This window comes from Microbacterium halotolerans (genome assembly GCF_003569805.1).
In the GTDB taxonomy this organism is placed as follows: Bacteria; Actinomycetota; Actinomycetes; order Actinomycetales; family Microbacteriaceae; genus Microbacterium; species Microbacterium halotolerans.
Map to the genome: position 1 here is coordinate 322,611 of NZ_KZ984052.1, position 15,530 is coordinate 338,140.

The window sequence follows — 15,530 nt, forward strand, 5'->3', positions numbered from 1 at the left end:
TCCGAGTGGAACCCCATCTGATCGTCATCGCCCTCGCTCTGGCGGGGCTCGTCGGCGTATCCCTCGGGCTCCTCGGCGGCGGTGGGTCGATCCTCGCCGTCCCGATCCTCACATATGTGCTGGGAATGGAACCGCGCGAAGCGATCGCGGCCTCCCTGTTCATCGTCGGCGCGACCAGTGCGGTCAGCATGATCGGTCATGCACGGGCCGGGCGGGTGCGCTGGAAGACCGGAGCCCTGTTCGGTATCGCGGGTATGGTCGGCGCCTTCGCGGGCGGCCTGGTCGGCGGGTACATCCCCGGGGTGGCGCTCATGATCCTGTTCGCCATCATGATGATCGTCACCGCCACCGCCATGATCCGCGGCCGCAAGGATCGCGGCAGCGCGGCGCGCGCTGCGAATCACTCGCGGCCGATCCTGCGCATCCTCATCGACGGACTGCTCGTCGGCATCGCCACGGGCCTCGTCGGCGCGGGCGGCGGCTTCCTCATCGTTCCCGCGCTCAACCTGCTCGGCGGCCTGCCGATGGCGATCGCGGTCGGCACCTCGCTGCTCGTGATCACGATGAAGTCGTTCGCCGGGCTCGGCGGCTACTTGTTCTCAGTGCAACTGCACTGGCCGATCGTGCTCGCCTTCACCGCAACCGCCATCGCGGGATCCTTCGCAGGCGTCGCCCTGGCCGGGCGCATCCCCGAACGCGCGCTCCGTAGAGGGTTCGGCGTGTTCGTGCTCGTCATGGGAGCCCTTGTGCTCGTCCAAGAAGCCCCTGCCTTCCTGTCCTTGTTCACCTCAGTCTGAGTGGAAGACGCCGCCGATGACCGCTGACGCCTCCAGCGCCGAAACCCGAGCCCCACGCATCGGTCGAGTCGTCCTCGGGTACACGATTCCCGTCATCGACGAGCGGGCAGTACGTGCGGCCGCGGGGATACTGCTCCTCCTGGGCGGTGTCGCGTTCGCGACGGCGTTCTTCACCGGCTCGACACAGCCGCTGCAACCCTTCGGCATGTTCTTCATGATCGACATGCTTTTGCGTGTGACCGCAGGTGACCGCTGGTCGCCCGCGCTGCTGCTCGGCCGCCTTGCAGTGAGATGGCAGCGCCCGGAATGGGTCGGTGCACCACAGAAGGAGTTCGCATGGTGGCTGGGCTTCGGCCTCGCCTTCGTCGCCTGTGTGAGTATGGGCCTGTTCGCGGCACCGTTCTGGCTCACCCTCGCGCTCTGCGGTGTCTGTCTGATCCTTCTCTTCCTCGAGACCGCGTTCGGCATCTGTGTCGGCTGCGCACTGCAGCGCCGTTTCAGCGGGCAACCGCCCATGTACTGTCCGGGCGACACCTGCGATGCGGGTTCCGGCTCCCGCGTTGCCGCGCACTGATCTGCATCAGTCGGACTCCCGGCCCCTGGACCATCCGCCACCCGACATCAGGCCAACTCGAACCAAGCCGAAAGGGCAACCCACCATGCGCCGTTCAATCACCATCTCCTTCTCCGCTGTCGTGCTCCTGCTCAGCTTGGCAGCCTGCTCATCGGCGCCGAACTCGACTGGCGGTGCGAGCTCGGTCGAAGTCAGCGATGCAACGATCCTGCTCGACGTGCGCACCGCCGCAGAGCACGCAGCAGGGCACCTCGATGGAGCCAAGCTGCTCGACTTGAACGGCGGCGACCTCGCCGCCGCGATCCCGAGCCTCGACCCGGACGCAGAGTACCTCGTCTACTGCCGCTCGGGCAGCCGATCCGGCCAGGCGATCGCGCTCATGGAACAGGCCGGGTTCACGAATCTCACCAACCTCGGTTCACTCGAACAAGCAGCCCAGGCGACCGGGCTGCCGATCGTAGACTGAGGACAGACCCTCGTCCCCTGTGGGGTCGGCGCTGCGATGGGCGGTGACGCGATCGCTGTGCGGGGGCTGGAAGACCGCGTCACCTCGATCGCCAAGACGGTGACGCGCGACAGCGACCGTCAGCACGCCGACGCCGCCACCGCTGCGGGCGAGACCGATCCCGGAGTAGAGCAGGATCCGCGCACATTCGGGGAGATCTGTGCGGATGTCGCAGCGGTTCTGGTCCTGACCGGTGCCCCTGGCCGTGCAGGTCCCTGTCGTCGCGAGTGGAGCGCTTCGTCTTCGCTTTTATCCTCCTCACGGCATTGCGTGAGCCCGGCCGCCGAATCGAGGACGGAGCGAGCCTTTGCTTGACAACACTTGCTAGTTAGACACATAGTCTAGTTATGCAGGCAGAGCAATCAGGCGCAGCGCCGCCACCCGGCGAGTGGCCGAGCGATTGGATGCGCGCGACCCTGGGGATGTTCAGCCTCCGCGCCCTGGAACAGGGTGAATCGTACGGCTACGCGATCATCGCCGATCTCGAAGCCAACGGGCTCGGCACAGTCAAGGGCGGCACGCTGTATCCGATCCTCGCCCGCCACGAATCGGCCGGGCTCGTCACCGTCGAATGGCGCCCGGGCGAGGCTGGTCCCGGACGCAAGTACTTCTCGCTGACCGATCTCGGGCGCAGTGAGCTGGAGCGAATGAGAGTGCAATGGCTGCGTTTCGCAGCGAACAGCGACGCCTATCTGAGCAGTGCACGGCCTGCAGGAACGGGTACCCCATGAAGACGACAACGACCGACGACACGTGGATCGAGCAGTTCACGGTCGAGCTGCGCCTCCGCCGGGTGCGCGGGCAGGCCATCGGCGATGCGATCGCCAGTGTCCGCGAACTGCTGGCCGACTCCGGGCAGGGTGCGGAAGAGGCCTTCGGCTCCGCGCGGGAGTACGCCGCCTCGCTGGACCTTCCCGCCATGAGTGCGCGAGAGCACGCGGTCAGGTCGATGCTCCTTCCCGTGCTGGGGCTCTTCACGTTCCTCATCTTCGTCCTGGCAAGTGTCGCCTGGTTCGATCAGGCCGTTGTCCTGATCTCGATGCCGCAGTTGATGCTGCTCGCCGTTCCCGTGCTCTTGACGGTGATGTTCGCCTTCCCGTTCTATCCGCGCGCCGTCTTCCGCAAGCGCTGGCTGCCTGCGGCACTCTTCATCGTCGTCGGGCTGGCGAGCGCGCTGGCAATGCTCGTGGCTCCGGCATCAGCATCTGCGGCATGGCTGATCTTCTCTGCGCTGCCGCCCCTCGTCGGTGCCGCAGCAGTCCTGGTCGTCCTCTCGGTGATCGGCACGATTGCGACTGTTCGGAGCCGTGACGACGGCGAGATCGTCGACCCCTTGCCTGCGCAGGATCGGGCGAAGCGGCGGCAGGGCGGGCGCCCGTTCCTCATCGTCGTGAACTGGCTCTTCCCCATGCTTGCCGTCGTGGTGTTCGCGATGACATGGGCGTTCAGTCTCCTCCAGCCCGGACTCCGTCGCGGAAAGCTGCGAGATGTCGTCCGGATTCCCGCTGAGGTGTGCGCATCGCATCACGATGAGGAGAGCTTCCGGAAGCGAACTGCACACTCTGCTTCGGCGCCTGCGCCGTCGTGCACGCCGCATCGACGAGGGTGCGCCGTTCACGAAGCGGACATTATCGATGGAGCCCGTCGGGTCGGAGGCGGTCAGCGCGGAGAAGAAGTGCTCATCTCTATGTCAGGATGTAGCATGAGTGCTATGAGCTGTAGTGAATGTTTGGCAGGTGACCAGTGAGCACAACGCATTCGACCCCGCGCGGCGCGCCGATCGTCTCCGTGTCCGACCTGCGCATGACGTATGGCGACAAAACGGTGCTCGATGGCGTTGACCTCGAGATCCGTGAGGACGAGATCGTCGCGATGCTCGGCCCGAACGGGGCGGGAAAGAGCACCACCATCGAGATTCTGGAGGGGTTCCGCACACCCTCATCCGGCACCGTCTCGGTCCTCGGCGCAGACCCGTCCCGCGGCGACGACGGTTGGCGGTCGCAGGTCGGCATCGTATTGCAGTCGTCGAGCGACCACGGGAAGTGGCGACCGCGGCAGCTGCTCCGCCATCTGTCCGACTACTACCGTCCGTATGTCGAGCCCTGGCCAGTCGACGAACTGCTCGACATCGTCGGCCTCACTGAGCAGGCGAATCAGAAGCTGCAGACTCTTTCCGGCGGTCAGCGCCGCCGTCTCGACGTAGCGCTCGCCGTCATCGGCCGGCCGTCCCTGCTGTTCCTGGACGAGCCGACCACGGGCTTCGACCCTCGAGCGAGGCGTGACTTCCACGACCTCGTGCACCGCCTCAGCGATATGGAGGGTGTCACGATCCTGCTGACGACCCACGACCTCGCCGAGGCAGAGGCGCTGGCGAGTCGGATCGTCATCCTGGCGGGCGGTCGCATCATCGCCGACGGGTCGCCGCTGGCGCTCACCAGCGCGGTATCGCGCACCGCCGAGATCAGTTGGGTGACAGGCCAGGAGCGTCACCTGCACGCTGCGGAGGATTCCACACAGTTCGTTCGCGAGCTGCTCACGCACGATGACGACGTCACGGATCTGCAGATCACACGGGCGACGCTCGAGGATGCCTATCTCTCGTTGGTCGAGCAGTTCGAGGCCGGACGCGAGCTGGCGACAACGCCCTTCGAGGAGGTCGAGCGATGAGTACCACCATCCAGCGGCGGACGCCGAGAGCGAACCCGACGGCGAACGCGTATCGCACCGGGCTGCGGCGCGGGCTGATCTCCGCACGCATCCAGCTGACCACCCCGTCCGAGATCATCGGGATGGTCGTCACAACGGCCATCATGATCGTTGCGCTCGTGCTGATGTCGCAGGCGAGCTTCGCCGGTTCGCCCGTCGACCTGGGCGCCATGGGGTTGCCCGGCGTGATCGCGATGGGCGTGGTCTTCGGCAGCACCATGGGCATCATCGGCGTGCTCTCGATGGACCGCACGAACGGCACGCTGCTGCGGTCGAAATCCGTTCCGGGAGGTACGACGGGCTACCTCGTGGGCGAGATCACTGCCAACATGCTTGCGAACGTCGTCTCCGCTGTGGTCATGCTGGTCGTCGGCCTCATCCTGTTCGCGGGTCTGGAGTTCGCGTCCCCGCTGCGGTGGCTCCTGTTCGTCGCCGTGCTTGTGCTGGGCATGATCTCGACGATGTCGATCGGCGCCGTACTCGGCGCACTCATCTCCAACCCGAAGCACATGCCCCTGGTGATGCTGCCGCTCCTTGTTCTGATCGGGATCTCTGGGATCTTCTACCCGCTCGTGGCGCTGCCAGGGTGGGTGCAGGGCATCGCGCAGGCGTTCCCGCTGTACTGGTACGGTCTCGGAATGCGCGCCTCGCTGCTGCCCGAAGCGGCGAGCGCGGTCGAAGTCGCCGGTTCCTGGCGCCTGGAGTGGGTGTTCATCGTGCTCGCGATCTGGGCCGTGCTGGCGCTGGCGGTGGCGCCGAAGCTGCTGAGCCGGATGGCACGACGCGAGTCCGGATCGACGCTGGCTGCACGTCGTCGCGATGTGCAGCAGCAATGGGGAGTGTAGGTCGGCGTGGCGGAGACGGTTCACAACCGCATCGCGATGCTGCGTGCTGAGCGCAACGTGTCGCGTCGCGAGCTCGCGGATGCGCTCGGCGTGCACTATCAGACGATCGGCTATCTGGAACGCGGTGAGTACAGCCCGAGCCTGTACGTGGCGCTGCGCATCGCCGCGTACTTCGAGGTGTCCGTGGAGGTGCTGTTCTCGACGGAGCCGTTCCCGCGCATCGGGTGAGGCTACTCGCCGGCGATGGCGCGGAGTGCGGTGAGGTGGTCTGCGTAGGCGCGTTCGCCGTATGCGGTGATCGATATCCAGGTGCGCGGTCGGGAGCCGACGTAGCCCTTGGTGATGCGGACGTAGTTCGTTCGGGCCAGGTGGGCGATCGCCTTGCTCAGGGATGAATCGTCGGCCTCGAGCAGGTCGCGCAGGATGCCGAACTCGATGTCGGCGTCGCGGCGCAGCGCGGCCATGAGTGAGAACCGGATGGGCGTCTGGAACGCAGGGTCGAGCCGGTGACGGGGGTGGGACATCATTCCTCCGCAGCGCGGGCGGTCGCCGGCAGGAATGCGGCGACACCCAGGAGAGCGGTCGTGAGGGCACCCGCCGAAATGCCCAAGAGCGGGTCGACCAGGGAGGTGTAGGCGTCGAAGAGAACAACCGTGACGCAGACAGCACCGCACACGCCGAGGGCTGTCCACTGCCACCGACCCCACGCATAGCCGAGGCGAGACGGCGAGAATCGCGTTCGTGAATTCACCAACGTCGCTATGGAGGCCGCGAGGAAGCATGCGACCGCGAACGCATACAGCACGGCACTTGCGCGGGAATCGGTCGGGAACCCGATGGGTGTGAGCATGAGGCCGATACTCGCGGCAATGCACAACATGGTGACACGCGAGGCCGAGTCGAGCGGAGCGGCAGGTTGCTCTTTCGCTTCGACAGGGACGGAACGTGCCACCTGCCGAAGGCTCATAGGCAGAATGAGTGCCACCATGGCAATCGTCGTCGCCACAGCGATCCACCAAGGCACGGTGACGTCAGTGAAGATTCCGATCGTTGCCACGACGAACACACTCGCACCGATGATCAGTGCGACCCACGTCGTGGCGAGGATCTTCCTGGTGCGCACGCGGAACCGTTCCCTGGCGCCGTCAAGGAGGTTGCTGCTTGCTATGAGAGGTGCGAGAAGCGCGAAGATGTGCGGGTGCACCATGTGTGTGGTTTCATCGCTGGTCACGCCGTAGCTCGCCAGCAGAAGCAGTACGGTTCCGATGTAGGTGACGTGCGCCAGCTCGGTCCACATCCGGAGCACGGCGAACTCCCGCGGAGGATTGAGCGGCTCCGTCTGTTCGCGCAGCCTGTCGCGCTCCGCCAGTTGGTGCGCGGCGTCATCCGGGCCCTCGATCTGCGCGATCGGCTCACCCATCCACTCACTTGCCATGTGGAAAGTATGGGCGTGTCAGAAACCACTCGCAAGAGTCGCTGCGCGATAGCTGCCGTTGATGCGTACTCCGCCGCACACATATGGCGCGTCATGAGCATTCGGCGGGGGAGCGCCAGTAGCCTTACCGATATGGCGACACGCACGGTGGAGAAGGTTCTCGACGACCTCGATGGCACCGAGCTCTCCTCGGCGGTGGCGGAGCGGGTCGTGCTGTCGCTGGACGGTGAGGCGTACGAACTCGACCTGTCTCCGCGCAACGCCCGTGCGCTGCGCGACGCGCTCGAGCCGTACATCCGGGCCGCGCATCGTGCGCATGCGGAGCGGGAGCGCAGCGAGTATCGGGTGACCAGGCTCGCGCGCGCCGTACCGCTCGCCGAGGTGCGCCGGTGGGCTGCTGCCAACGGCTACGATTTCGCCGCGCGGGGCGCTGTGCCCAAGCACGTGCGGGAAGCATACAACGCGGCGCACTGAGTTCGTTGGTTCGCGAGACGCCCGGATGTGGTCCGAACGGGCGACCAGAGCGGCGCATCTCGGCAATGAGTCTGCACCCAGGTGGCCCGATGCGGAGCTGCACGGAGAGCGCGGGGAGTCTAAGTTAGGTGAGGCTACGGTAAGGAATCCATGGTTGGATGGATGAGATGACTGACAAGCCCACCGGCGGACGCCGCCGTACACCGTACGTGTTCGAGGTTGTTCGCACCGAGGCGGTGAGCCCGCATATGGTGCGCGTGCACTTCGGCGGACCAGGGGCAGACGCGTTCATAGCGGGAATCGACGAGCAGAAGGCGCTGTCGACCGAGAAGTACGTCAAGCTGCTCTTCGCCAGCCCAGAGCTGGGGCTGGAGCACCCGTACGACATGGAGCTGCTGCGCGAGACGCTCGCCCCGCAGGACATGCCCTCCCGACGCACGTACACCATCCGGTCGATCGACGAGTCGGAGCGCACGATGGCGATCGATTTCGTCGTGCACGGCGATGAGGGTCTTGCCGGCCCGTGGGCGGCGAACGCGCAGCCTGGCGATCTCGTCACACTCAATGGTCCAGGTGGCATGTACGCGCCGGCTCCGGATGTCGACGAGCACCTCTTCTTCGGCGATGAATCGGCGATTCCCGCCATTGCGGCCGCAGTCGAATCTCTCGGTCATGACGCGAAGGGGCTGGCGATCATCGAGGTCGCCTCCGCCGAGCACGAGGTCGCGTTCGAAGCGCCGGACGGCGTCACCGTGCGCTGGCTGCACCGCGACGGTGCCCACTACGGCGACGCTCTGGTGACGGCGGTCGCGGCGCTCGACGCACCGACATCGGTCGTCGACGTCTTCGCTCACGGTGAGCGCGAGGCGATGAAGCGGCTGCGCCCGCTGATCAACACGGAATGGGGAGTCCACCGTTCCCGGCTGTCGCTGTCGGCGTACTGGGCGTACGGGCGCGCCGAGGACACGTTCCAAGCCGAGAAGCAGACACCGCTGGGCCAGATCTTCGATCCGGAGCCCGCGCAGAGCTGATCCGGGCTCGCGAGATGCACCCATGTCGTTCGCGAGGGCGCATTTCTCGGGGCATCTCGGCAAAGCCCAGGCAGTTCGCGGGCTGGAGCGGCAGCGGGGTGCGGGGGTTTTTCAGGGGCGGCGCGGGTGTCAACGGGTAGCGTTTGGTCGGGCGCGGACGCGCCGCATGCCGACCCGAAAGAGAGCACGTGAACTTCTTCGAGGCCATCATCCTCGGGCTCGTGCAGGGACTGACCGAGTTCCTGCCGATCTCATCGAGCGCGCACCTGCGCATCGTCGGCGAATTCCTGCCGTCGCACGTCGACCCCGGCGCGACTTTCACCGCCATCACGCAGATCGGCACAGAACTGGCCGTGCTGGTGTTCTTCGCGGGCAAGATCGGCCGCATCATCAAGCAGTGGTTCCTCGCGCTGATCGGCAAGGTCCCTCGGAACGATCCGGACGCCAGGATGGGCTGGTTGGTTATCCTCGGGTCGATCCCGATCGGCATCCTCGGCTTCACCCTGCAGGAGTACATCCGCGACGTGTTCCGCAACCTCTGGCTGGTCGCCGCGGTGCTCATCGTGTTCGGCGTCATCCTCGGCATCGTCGACCGGATGGCCTCCCGCGCTCGCGCGATGGACGACGTCACATATCCGCACGGCCTGACCATCGGCATCGCGCAGGCGCTCGCGCTCGTGCCGGGCGTCTCGCGATCCGGAGCGACGACCACGGCTGCTCGTGCGCTGGGCTACAACCGTGTCGCCGCAGCCGAGTTCGCCTTCCTGCTCGCCGTGCCCGCCGTGATGGGGTCAGGCCTGTACGAGCTCCAGCACGGTCTCGAGCAAGGAGGCGCAGGCCCCTACGGCTGGGGCGGAGTCATCGCCGCGACCCTCGTCGCCGGCATCGTCGGCTGGCTCGTCATCGCCTATCTGATGCGCTACCTCAAGCGCGGCAGCTTTCTGCCGTTCGTGATCTACCGCGTCGTGCTCGGCGGCGTGGTCATGGTGCTGCTCGGCACCGGCGTGCTCTCACCGCTCTGACGCCCAGGATGTTTCTGAGCGGGTTCTGCGCGCGTCGATGACGAGAACGCAGCGGAGGTCGTGCGCAGGGCTCGCTCAGCGGTGGCCCTTGCCACGATCGTCGCGGTTGAGGTACTTCTCGAAGGCGCGGGCGATCGCGTCACCCGAAGCCTCTGGAGCCTCGACGGTGTCGCGATTCTCCTCGAGCAGCCGGATGTACTCGCGCATCTCCTCGTCCTCTGACGCCGCCGCATCGATCGACGCCTCCCATGCCGCCGCCTCGGTGTGCAGCGACCCGTGCGGGACGGACGCTCGGGTGAGCAGCTCCAGTCGCTCGATGAGCGCGAGCGTCGCCTTGGGAGACGGAGCCTGGCTCGCCACATAGTGCGGGACGCTCGCCCACAGGGACGCGGTCGGAAGCCCGGCGGTCTCCGCAGCGTCCTGCAGCACGGAGAGGATCCCCACCGGCCCCTCGTACGTCGCCTCGGTGAGGGCCAGGTCCTCGCTGACGGCGTGATTGTCGCTCGTGGCCGAGATCGCGATCGGTCTCGTGTGCGGCACGTCCGACATCATCGAGCCGAGTGTGACGAGCCCCGTGACGTCCTCGCGCAGGGCCACATCGATGAACTCCGCGACGAACGCCCGCCATGCGCGCGCCGGCTCCACGCCGGTGAGCAGCCACAGCTCCGGGCCTTCGCTTGCCGCCGTCGGTCGGTACAGCGTCGCCTCCGGCCATTCCAAGCCGCGCGACCCGTCCGCCTTCGTCTTCAGGTTCGGGCGCGTGTACTGGTAGTCGAAGTACAGCTCCGGATCCACGGAGGAGACGGGCTCGTAGGCGCCGTTCCGGCGGAGCTGTTCGACCGCACCCGATGCGGCCTCGCCCGCGTCGTTCCATCCGTCGAACGCCGCCACGATGATGCGGCTGCCGAACGTCGACTCCGAGCTTTTCGTCACTGCACTCCTCCCGACCCGATGCCAGGTCTTCCCGACAGCCTATGCGCAGGACGCTCACCGTGTGCCAGATACGCTGGTGGAATGACTTCTCCACGCGCCGTGCTCTGGGATATGGACGGCACACTGATCGACAGCGAGCCCTACTGGATCGCCGCCGAAACCGCCCTGGTCGAGTCCTACGGGGGCACATGGTCGGCAGAGCAGGGCTATGAACTGATCGGGAACGCGCTGCCGGTGTCGGCCAGACTGCTGCAGGCCGCCGGTGTGAAGATGGAGATCCCTGAGATCGTCGACCACCTCACTGCGGCGGTGATGGACCGCATCGTCACCTCGGGCGTGCCGTTCCGCCCCGGCGCACGCGAACTGCTGTTCGACCTGCGCCAGGCGGGTATCCCGACGGCGATGGTCACGATGTCGATGCGCCGCCTGGCGAAGACCGTGATCGAGCGCATCGACTTCCCCGCATTCGACCTGCTCATCGGCGGCGACGACGTCGAACGCCCCAAGCCCGACCCTCATCCCTACCTCACCGCGGCCAAGTCGCTCGGTGTCGACATCGCCGACGCGATCGCCATCGAGGATTCCACGGCCGGTGTCACTTCGGCCGTGGCCTCGGGCGCTGTGACGATCGGTGCGACCAACATCGTCGACATCTCCGGCCTCGGCGCCGACGTCGTGTGGAACGGGCTCGACGGGCGCACCGTCGGCGACCTGACCGAGCTGTTCCGCCAGGTGCGCACCTCGTGATCGACAAGCCTCGCGGGCCGTTCCGCTACGGCGATCGGGTGCAGCTGACGGGCCCGAAAGGCAAGCTGCACACCGTCACGCTGCGCGAGGGCGGTGAACTGCACACGCACGTCGGTGTGCTCACGCACGCACAGCTGATCGGGTTGGCGGACGGTTCGGTCGTCGAGAACACCGCGGGACACGAGTACCTCGCGCTGCGCCCGCTGCTGCGCGACTTCGTGATGTCGATGCCGCGGGGCGCGGCCATCGTGTATCCGAAGGATGCGGCGGCGATCGTTCAGCAGGCCGACATCTTCCCCGGGGCCGTCGTCGTCGAAGCGGGCGTCGGGTCGGGCGCGTTGTCGCTGTCGCTGCTGCGCGCCATCGGCGAGGGCGGCAGCCTGACCTCGTTCGAGCGCCGCCCGGACTTCGCCGAGGTCGCCTCCCTCAATGTCGAGACCTTCTTCGGCGAGCTGCCGCCGCAGTGGCGCGTCGTCGAGGGCGACCTGGCAGAGGAGCTGCCGGCTGAGACCGAGCCGGGAAGCGTGGACCGCATCGTGCTCGACATGCTCGCCCCGTGGGAGGTCATGCCGGCGGTCGCCGATGCGCTCGCACCGGGCGGCGTCGTGATCTGCTACGTCGCGACCGCCACACAGCTCTCTCGCACGGCCGAGTTCATCCGGGGCCTGGGCGGGTTCACGGATCCCGATGCGTCGGAGACGATGGTGCGCGGCTGGCATGTCGAGGGCCTCGCGGTGCGTCCCGATCACCGGATGGTCGCCCACACCGGATTCCTCCTGACCGCGCGGAAGCTGGCGCCGGGCACGATCGCACCAGAGGCGAAGCGCCGGGCGTCGAAGAGCAGCTACGGCGACGAGGACGTGGAGATCTGGACCCCGGGCGCGGTGGGCGACAGGGAGATCACGGACAAGAACCTCCGCAGACGTGTCAGGGAAGCGCAGAAAGCCGTCGACGGCGCGCGGATCGCTGCGGCGTCGCGCCGGGCCGATGAAGGTCATGACGAGGAACCGGAGACGGTTCATCCTGAACATCCAGCCGACGATGAGGGAGAGGCCCCTACCCGTGCTTAGACTGAGGCGCGTGCGCAAGTTCCCCGCTGCAGTATCCATTCTCGCCCTTGCAGGACTGAGCCTCGTCGCGTGCTCGACGTCGAGCCCGATCGCCGCGTGCGAGCGGCCGGAGTCCGGTGCCGCGATCGCCGATCTCGTCGACATCTCGGGCGACGCCGGTACGGTCCCCGAGATCTCCGTCAACCTTCCCGACGATGCCGCGGCCGGCTATTCGACTGAGAAGACCGTGTTCGCCGATGTCGAGGCCGGCGACGGCGATGCGCTGAGCGAGATGGATCAGATCGCCACGATCGACATGGCGTTCTACGACGCCAAGGGCAGCTTCGTCATCTCGACGGCGTTCGACGGCACCAGTCAGCCGCAGACCATGGAGAACTGGCTGCTGCAGTTCCCGGGCCTGGAGGACGCGCTCACCTGCGCTCAGGCCGGAACCCGGATGGTCGTCGGGCTCGGCGCCGACGGCGTCTCCGACGAGGCGCGTCAGCAGTACGCGATGCAGGGGTTCCCGCAGGAGGGCTCGCTGATCGCGGTCGTCGACGTGACCGACGTGTACCCGCGCGCTGCCTGGGGCTCGCCGCAGTACAACGCCTCGACCAACATGCCGTCCGTGGTGCGTGCTCCCGACGGTCGCCCCGGCATCACGGTTCCGGACAAGAGCGCACCGGATGAGCTCGCCGTCGAGACCCTGTTGAAAGGCGACGGCAAGAAGGTCGCCTCCGGCGACGCGGCGGTGCTGCGATACACGGGCGTATTGTGGGACACCGGTGAGGTGTTCGACTCCGCCTGGGATCAGGGCGCGGCGCTGGTGATGAGCGGCCAGATGATCGAAGGGTTCAGCGAAGCCGTCGAGGGGCAGACGGTCGGATCGCAGGTCCTCGCCGTTATCCCGCCGGAGCTCGGCTACGGCGACCAGGCCAATGAGTCCATTCCGGCTGGTTCGACACTGGTGTTCGTGATCGACATCGTCGGAATACAGGAGTAGGACGGCTCCGGGAGTCGTCGGGTGAGGACCGGGCGCCGTCTCGGTGCCTGTGCCCGCGTGTTCGGCGCGCACGCCTCGCTGCGATCGTAGGATTGCGGGGTGGCCAAGAGGATTCCGGTGGAGGAGCGCCAGCTCAACCTGATCGTTGCGCTGATGGCGACGTCGAACGGCGTGACCAAGGACGAGATCCTGGAGAACGTGTCGGGCTATCGCCAGCGCTCGGGCTCGGCGCGCACCGCGTTGGAGAAGCTGTTCGAACGCGACAAAGAGGATCTGCGCCGTCTCGGCGTGCCGATCGAGACGATCGGCAACAGTGCGGACCCGAAGGATCTGCGTGAGGCCCGCTATCGCATTCCGCAGGCGGAGTACGATCTGCCGGACGACCTCGAGTTCACGCCGGCCGAACTGGCCGTGCTCAGTCTCGCCGGCAGCGTGTGGAGCGAAGGATCGCTCTCGGCCGAAGCCAGAGCCGGGCTGCGCAAGATCCGCGCACTCGGCGGAGACGCCGACGAACCGATTCTCGGCTTCGCGCCGCGCATGACGGCGAGGGAAGCGGCGTTCGGCCCGTTGCAGCACGCGATCGATCAGGCCGTCGAAGTCGAGTTCGACTATCTCAAGCCGGGGGAGGAACGGGCGCGTCGACGGCGCATGCGCCCGCTCGCACTCGTCGACTACGAGGCGCGATGGCACGTGTACGGGCACGACACCGTCGCGGATGGAGACCGCACATTCCTGCTCAGCCGCATGATCGGCGACGTGATCCTCACCGACTCCGGTTTCGACCCGGCTCTGCGCGTCGGCGCGGGGGAGCGTGCGCAGCGAGGCCTGGCCGCGGTCGCGGAGCGGCAGAGCGCCCTGATCGAGGTCAATCCGGGCACGGAAGCCGAGCTGCGGCTGCGGCGCAGAGCGCGGCCCGCACGCCAGGGGATGCGGGTCCCGTACGTCGACCTGCACATCCTCGCTGACGAGCTCGCCTCCTACGGGCCGGAGGCTCGTGTCGTGGAGCCGTCGGAGCTGCGCGATGCGGTCGTCTCGCGGCTGCGCGCCGTTCGCGACCTGCACGAAGGGGCGACGCGATGAATGTTCTGCTGTCGACGGATCGGGTGCAGATCCTGCTCACCCTCGTCCCCTATCTGCTCGAACGCGGCGAGGTGTCCGTGGAGGAGGCCGCTGAGGAGTTCGGCGTGAGCGCCGAACAGATGCGCGGCATGGTCGAGAAACTGACCGTGATCGGGCTGCCCGGCGACGGGGGCTACTGGCAGCAGCCGCACGAGCTGTTCGACATCAACTGGGATCTGCTCGACGGCTCGGGGATCATCGAGATCACCCAGGCGGTCGGGCTGCGTCGCGCTCCACGGCTGACCTCCCGGGAGGCCGCGGCGCTGCTGGCAGGTCTGCGGCTGGCGTCCTCGCTTCCCGGCGTCGCCGACAGCGATGTCGTGCGCTCGCTGATCGCGAAGCTCGCCGCCGGCGCGTCCGCGGCGCCGGCAGACGTCGTCGTCGTGCCCGCGCGAGTCGACGAGGTGCGAGAGCTGGTCGGCCGGGCGCTGCGCGAGCGCGTCGCCGTCGAGTTCCGATATCGCGCGAAGGACGGCCCGGAGACGACGCGCACGGTCGACCCGGTGAAGCTCGTCATCTCGAACGGCGACTGGTACGTGCAGGGCTGGTGCCACACCCGCCGCGCGATGCGCACGTTCAACCTCGAGCGCGTCAGCGACGCGCACATCACCGGGAAACCGGCGCAGCACTCCGGTGAGGAAGCACCTGCGCTTTTCGCTCGCGGCGCGGACGACGACATCGCGGCCATCCGGTTCCGCTCCGAGTACGCGCCGCTCGTCGGCGACTATCTCGAGGGCGCGGAGCTGCATGACGACGGCGATGTGATTCGGGCGAGAGTGCGGGTGGGCGATGCGCGCTCGCTGAAACGCCTTGCCGCGCTGCGGGCAGGGCACGTCGAGATCGTGGAACCGGATGCCGCGCGGCGCGCCGCCGCGGAGTGGGCGCAGGCCGGGCTGGACCAGTACCTGGGCTGAATCGCCGCGGGGCCACTGCCATTGCCAGGGGAACACGCTTAGACTGACTGCATCGGGCGTCATCCGGCCGGCGCCCGACAACGACCGTTCGGAGGCATCATGCCCAATATGGGAATCTGGCAGATCCTGCTGATCCTGCTCGTCATCCTGCTCATCTTCGGTGCGGCACGGCTGCCAGCACTTGCGAAGAGCATGGGCCAGTCCGCCCGCGCGTTCAAGGGCGAGATGAAGCAGATGAAGGACGAGAACGCGGCCGAAGAGGAGAGCACGACCCCCGCGACCACGGCGCAGCCGACCGTGCCGGACAAAGACAGCGGATACACGCTGAACGGCGAACCGGTCGCGAAGCCGAACGACTCCTCGCAGCAGTAGCCGG

The 15,530-nt window shown here is 67.2% G+C and carries 20 protein-coding genes; 17 read left to right on the forward strand and 3 right to left on the reverse strand.

Features of this window, described 5'->3' with window-relative positions:
- Positions 1-5: 5 nt before the first annotated feature.
- The 8 genes from DZG09_RS10745 to DZG09_RS10780 all read left to right on the forward strand — a co-directional run bounded on the left by DZG09_RS10745 (position 6) and on the right by DZG09_RS10780 (position 5,655).
- Positions 6-797: a sulfite exporter TauE/SafE family protein gene (locus tag DZG09_RS10745; RefSeq protein WP_119697727.1), complete on the forward strand. Its 792-nt coding sequence runs from the start codon at positions 6-8 to the stop codon at positions 795-797.
- A gap of 16 nt (positions 798-813) precedes the next feature.
- Positions 814-1,371: a DUF4395 domain-containing protein gene (locus DZG09_RS10750; protein ID WP_119697728.1), complete on the forward strand. Its 558-nt coding sequence runs from the start codon at positions 814-816 to the stop codon at positions 1,369-1,371.
- A gap of 85 nt (positions 1,372-1,456) precedes the next feature.
- Positions 1,457-1,837 (forward strand): rhodanese-like domain-containing protein, encoded by a 381-nt coding sequence (locus DZG09_RS10755; protein WP_119697729.1) that lies wholly within the window; start codon positions 1,457-1,459, stop codon positions 1,835-1,837.
- 443 nt (positions 1,838-2,280) lie between these two features.
- Complete coding sequence (locus DZG09_RS10760) at positions 2,281-2,607, forward strand: PadR family transcriptional regulator (RefSeq protein ID WP_240423943.1); 327 nt, start codon at positions 2,281-2,283, stop codon at positions 2,605-2,607.
- Positions 2,604-3,623, forward strand: coding sequence for a DUF1129 domain-containing protein (locus tag DZG09_RS10765; protein ID WP_119697731.1), 1,020 nt, complete (start codon positions 2,604-2,606; stop codon positions 3,621-3,623). Before DZG09_RS10760 ends, DZG09_RS10765 begins: the two co-directional genes overlap by 4 nt.
- Complete coding sequence (locus tag DZG09_RS10770) at positions 3,620-4,543, forward strand: ABC transporter ATP-binding protein (RefSeq protein ID WP_240423945.1); 924 nt, start codon at positions 3,620-3,622, stop codon at positions 4,541-4,543. The genes DZG09_RS10765 and DZG09_RS10770 overlap by 4 nt, the downstream gene beginning before the upstream one ends.
- Complete coding sequence (locus DZG09_RS10775) at positions 4,540-5,427, forward strand: ABC transporter permease (RefSeq protein ID WP_119697732.1); 888 nt, start codon at positions 4,540-4,542, stop codon at positions 5,425-5,427. The genes DZG09_RS10770 and DZG09_RS10775 overlap by 4 nt, the downstream gene beginning before the upstream one ends.
- 6 nt (positions 5,428-5,433) lie before the next feature.
- Positions 5,434-5,655, forward strand: a complete 222-nt coding sequence (locus DZG09_RS10780) for a helix-turn-helix transcriptional regulator (RefSeq protein ID WP_087055276.1) — start codon at positions 5,434-5,436, stop codon at positions 5,653-5,655.
- Between the two features lie 2 nt (positions 5,656-5,657).
- On the opposite strand, the gene DZG09_RS10785 is transcribed toward DZG09_RS10780, so the two are convergent.
- Together DZG09_RS10785 and DZG09_RS10790 are read right to left on the reverse strand one after the other, a co-directional pair.
- Positions 5,658-5,954 (reverse strand): transcriptional regulator, encoded by a 297-nt coding sequence (locus DZG09_RS10785; RefSeq protein WP_338039994.1) that lies wholly within the window; start codon positions 5,952-5,954, stop codon positions 5,658-5,660.
- Entirely contained in the window at positions 5,951-6,862 is a 912-nt protein-coding gene (locus tag DZG09_RS10790; protein ID WP_162893281.1) for a hypothetical protein, read from the reverse strand. The genes DZG09_RS10785 and DZG09_RS10790 overlap by 4 nt, the downstream gene beginning before the upstream one ends.
- A 132-nt stretch (positions 6,863-6,994) precedes the next feature.
- On the opposite strand from DZG09_RS10790, the gene DZG09_RS10795 reads away from it, so the two are divergent.
- The 3 genes from DZG09_RS10795 to DZG09_RS10805 all read left to right on the forward strand — a co-directional run bounded on the left by DZG09_RS10795 (position 6,995) and on the right by DZG09_RS10805 (position 9,389).
- Positions 6,995-7,336: a histone-like nucleoid-structuring protein Lsr2 gene (locus tag DZG09_RS10795; protein WP_119697735.1), complete on the forward strand. Its 342-nt coding sequence runs from the start codon at positions 6,995-6,997 to the stop codon at positions 7,334-7,336.
- 167 nt (positions 7,337-7,503) lie between these two features.
- Positions 7,504-8,367, forward strand: a complete 864-nt coding sequence (locus tag DZG09_RS10800) for a siderophore-interacting protein (protein ID WP_119697992.1) — start codon at positions 7,504-7,506, stop codon at positions 8,365-8,367.
- A 188-nt stretch (positions 8,368-8,555) separates the two neighbouring features.
- Positions 8,556-9,389 carry an undecaprenyl-diphosphate phosphatase gene (locus DZG09_RS10805; protein WP_119697736.1) on the forward strand — a complete coding sequence of 278 codons (834 nt, stop codon included), beginning with the start codon at positions 8,556-8,558 and terminating at the stop codon, positions 9,387-9,389.
- A 75-nt stretch (positions 9,390-9,464) separates the two neighbouring features.
- On the opposite strand, the gene DZG09_RS10810 is transcribed toward DZG09_RS10805, so the two are convergent.
- The gene (locus tag DZG09_RS10810) at positions 9,465-10,322 is read right to left on the reverse strand and encodes a PAC2 family protein (protein ID WP_240423947.1); all 858 of its coding nucleotides are present in this window, start codon (positions 10,320-10,322) and stop codon (positions 9,465-9,467) included.
- Positions 10,323-10,403: 81 nt separating this feature from the next.
- Here DZG09_RS10810 and DZG09_RS10815 point away from each other — a divergent pair, with 81 nt between their 5' ends.
- The 6 genes from DZG09_RS10815 (at position 10,404) to tatA (ending at position 15,526) form a co-directional block, all read left to right on the forward strand.
- On the forward strand, positions 10,404-11,069 hold the full coding sequence (locus DZG09_RS10815; protein WP_119697737.1) for an HAD family hydrolase: 666 nt from the start codon (positions 10,404-10,406) through the stop codon (positions 11,067-11,069).
- Positions 11,066-12,139, forward strand: coding sequence for a tRNA (adenine-N1)-methyltransferase (locus DZG09_RS10820; protein WP_119697738.1), 1,074 nt, complete (start codon positions 11,066-11,068; stop codon positions 12,137-12,139). The genes DZG09_RS10815 and DZG09_RS10820 overlap by 4 nt, the downstream gene beginning before the upstream one ends.
- Before the next feature lie 10 nt (positions 12,140-12,149).
- On the forward strand, positions 12,150-13,121 hold the full coding sequence (locus DZG09_RS10825) for an FKBP-type peptidyl-prolyl cis-trans isomerase (protein WP_162893282.1): 972 nt from the start codon (positions 12,150-12,152) through the stop codon (positions 13,119-13,121).
- A gap of 99 nt (positions 13,122-13,220) precedes the next feature.
- Positions 13,221-14,201, forward strand: coding sequence for a helix-turn-helix transcriptional regulator (locus tag DZG09_RS10830; protein ID WP_240423949.1), 981 nt, complete (start codon positions 13,221-13,223; stop codon positions 14,199-14,201).
- A complete protein-coding gene (locus DZG09_RS10835; protein ID WP_119697740.1) occupies positions 14,198-15,154 on the forward strand; it encodes a helix-turn-helix transcriptional regulator in 957 nt (318 codons plus the stop codon). The genes DZG09_RS10830 and DZG09_RS10835 overlap by 4 nt, the downstream gene beginning before the upstream one ends.
- A 99-nt stretch (positions 15,155-15,253) precedes the next feature.
- Entirely contained in the window at positions 15,254-15,526 is a 273-nt protein-coding gene (gene tatA / locus DZG09_RS10840; RefSeq protein WP_420845903.1) for a twin-arginine translocase TatA/TatE family subunit, read from the forward strand.
- Positions 15,527-15,530: the final 4 nt, after the last annotated feature.

Bases quoted from the DNA above. Each gene is read 5' to 3' on its own strand.
- DZG09_RS10790 (WP_162893281.1), bottom strand. From the start codon at position 6,862: ATGGCAAGTGAGTGGATGGGTGAGCCGATCGCGCAGATCGAGGGCCCG.
- DZG09_RS10785 (WP_338039994.1), bottom strand. From the start codon at position 5,954: ATGATGTCCCACCCCCGTCACCGGCTCGACCCTGCGTTCCAGACGCCC.
- DZG09_RS10775 (WP_119697732.1), top strand. From the start codon at position 4,540: ATGAGTACCACCATCCAGCGGCGGACGCCGAGAGCGAACCCGACGGCG.
- DZG09_RS10835 (WP_119697740.1), top strand. From the start codon at position 14,198: ATGAATGTTCTGCTGTCGACGGATCGGGTGCAGATCCTGCTCACCCTC.
- tatA (WP_420845903.1), top strand. From the start codon at position 15,254: ATGCCCAATATGGGAATCTGGCAGATCCTGCTGATCCTGCTCGTCATC.
- DZG09_RS10755 (WP_119697729.1), top strand. From the start codon at position 1,457: ATGCGCCGTTCAATCACCATCTCCTTCTCCGCTGTCGTGCTCCTGCTC.
- DZG09_RS10800 (WP_119697992.1), top strand. From the start codon at position 7,504: ATGACTGACAAGCCCACCGGCGGACGCCGCCGTACACCGTACGTGTTC.
- DZG09_RS10795 (WP_119697735.1), top strand. From the start codon at position 6,995: ATGGCGACACGCACGGTGGAGAAGGTTCTCGACGACCTCGATGGCACC.
- DZG09_RS10750 (WP_119697728.1), top strand. From the start codon at position 814: ATGACCGCTGACGCCTCCAGCGCCGAAACCCGAGCCCCACGCATCGGT.
- DZG09_RS10765 (WP_119697731.1), top strand. From the start codon at position 2,604: ATGAAGACGACAACGACCGACGACACGTGGATCGAGCAGTTCACGGTC.
- DZG09_RS10760 (WP_240423943.1), top strand. From the start codon at position 2,281: ATGCGCGCGACCCTGGGGATGTTCAGCCTCCGCGCCCTGGAACAGGGT.
- DZG09_RS10815 (WP_119697737.1), top strand. From the start codon at position 10,404: ATGACTTCTCCACGCGCCGTGCTCTGGGATATGGACGGCACACTGATC.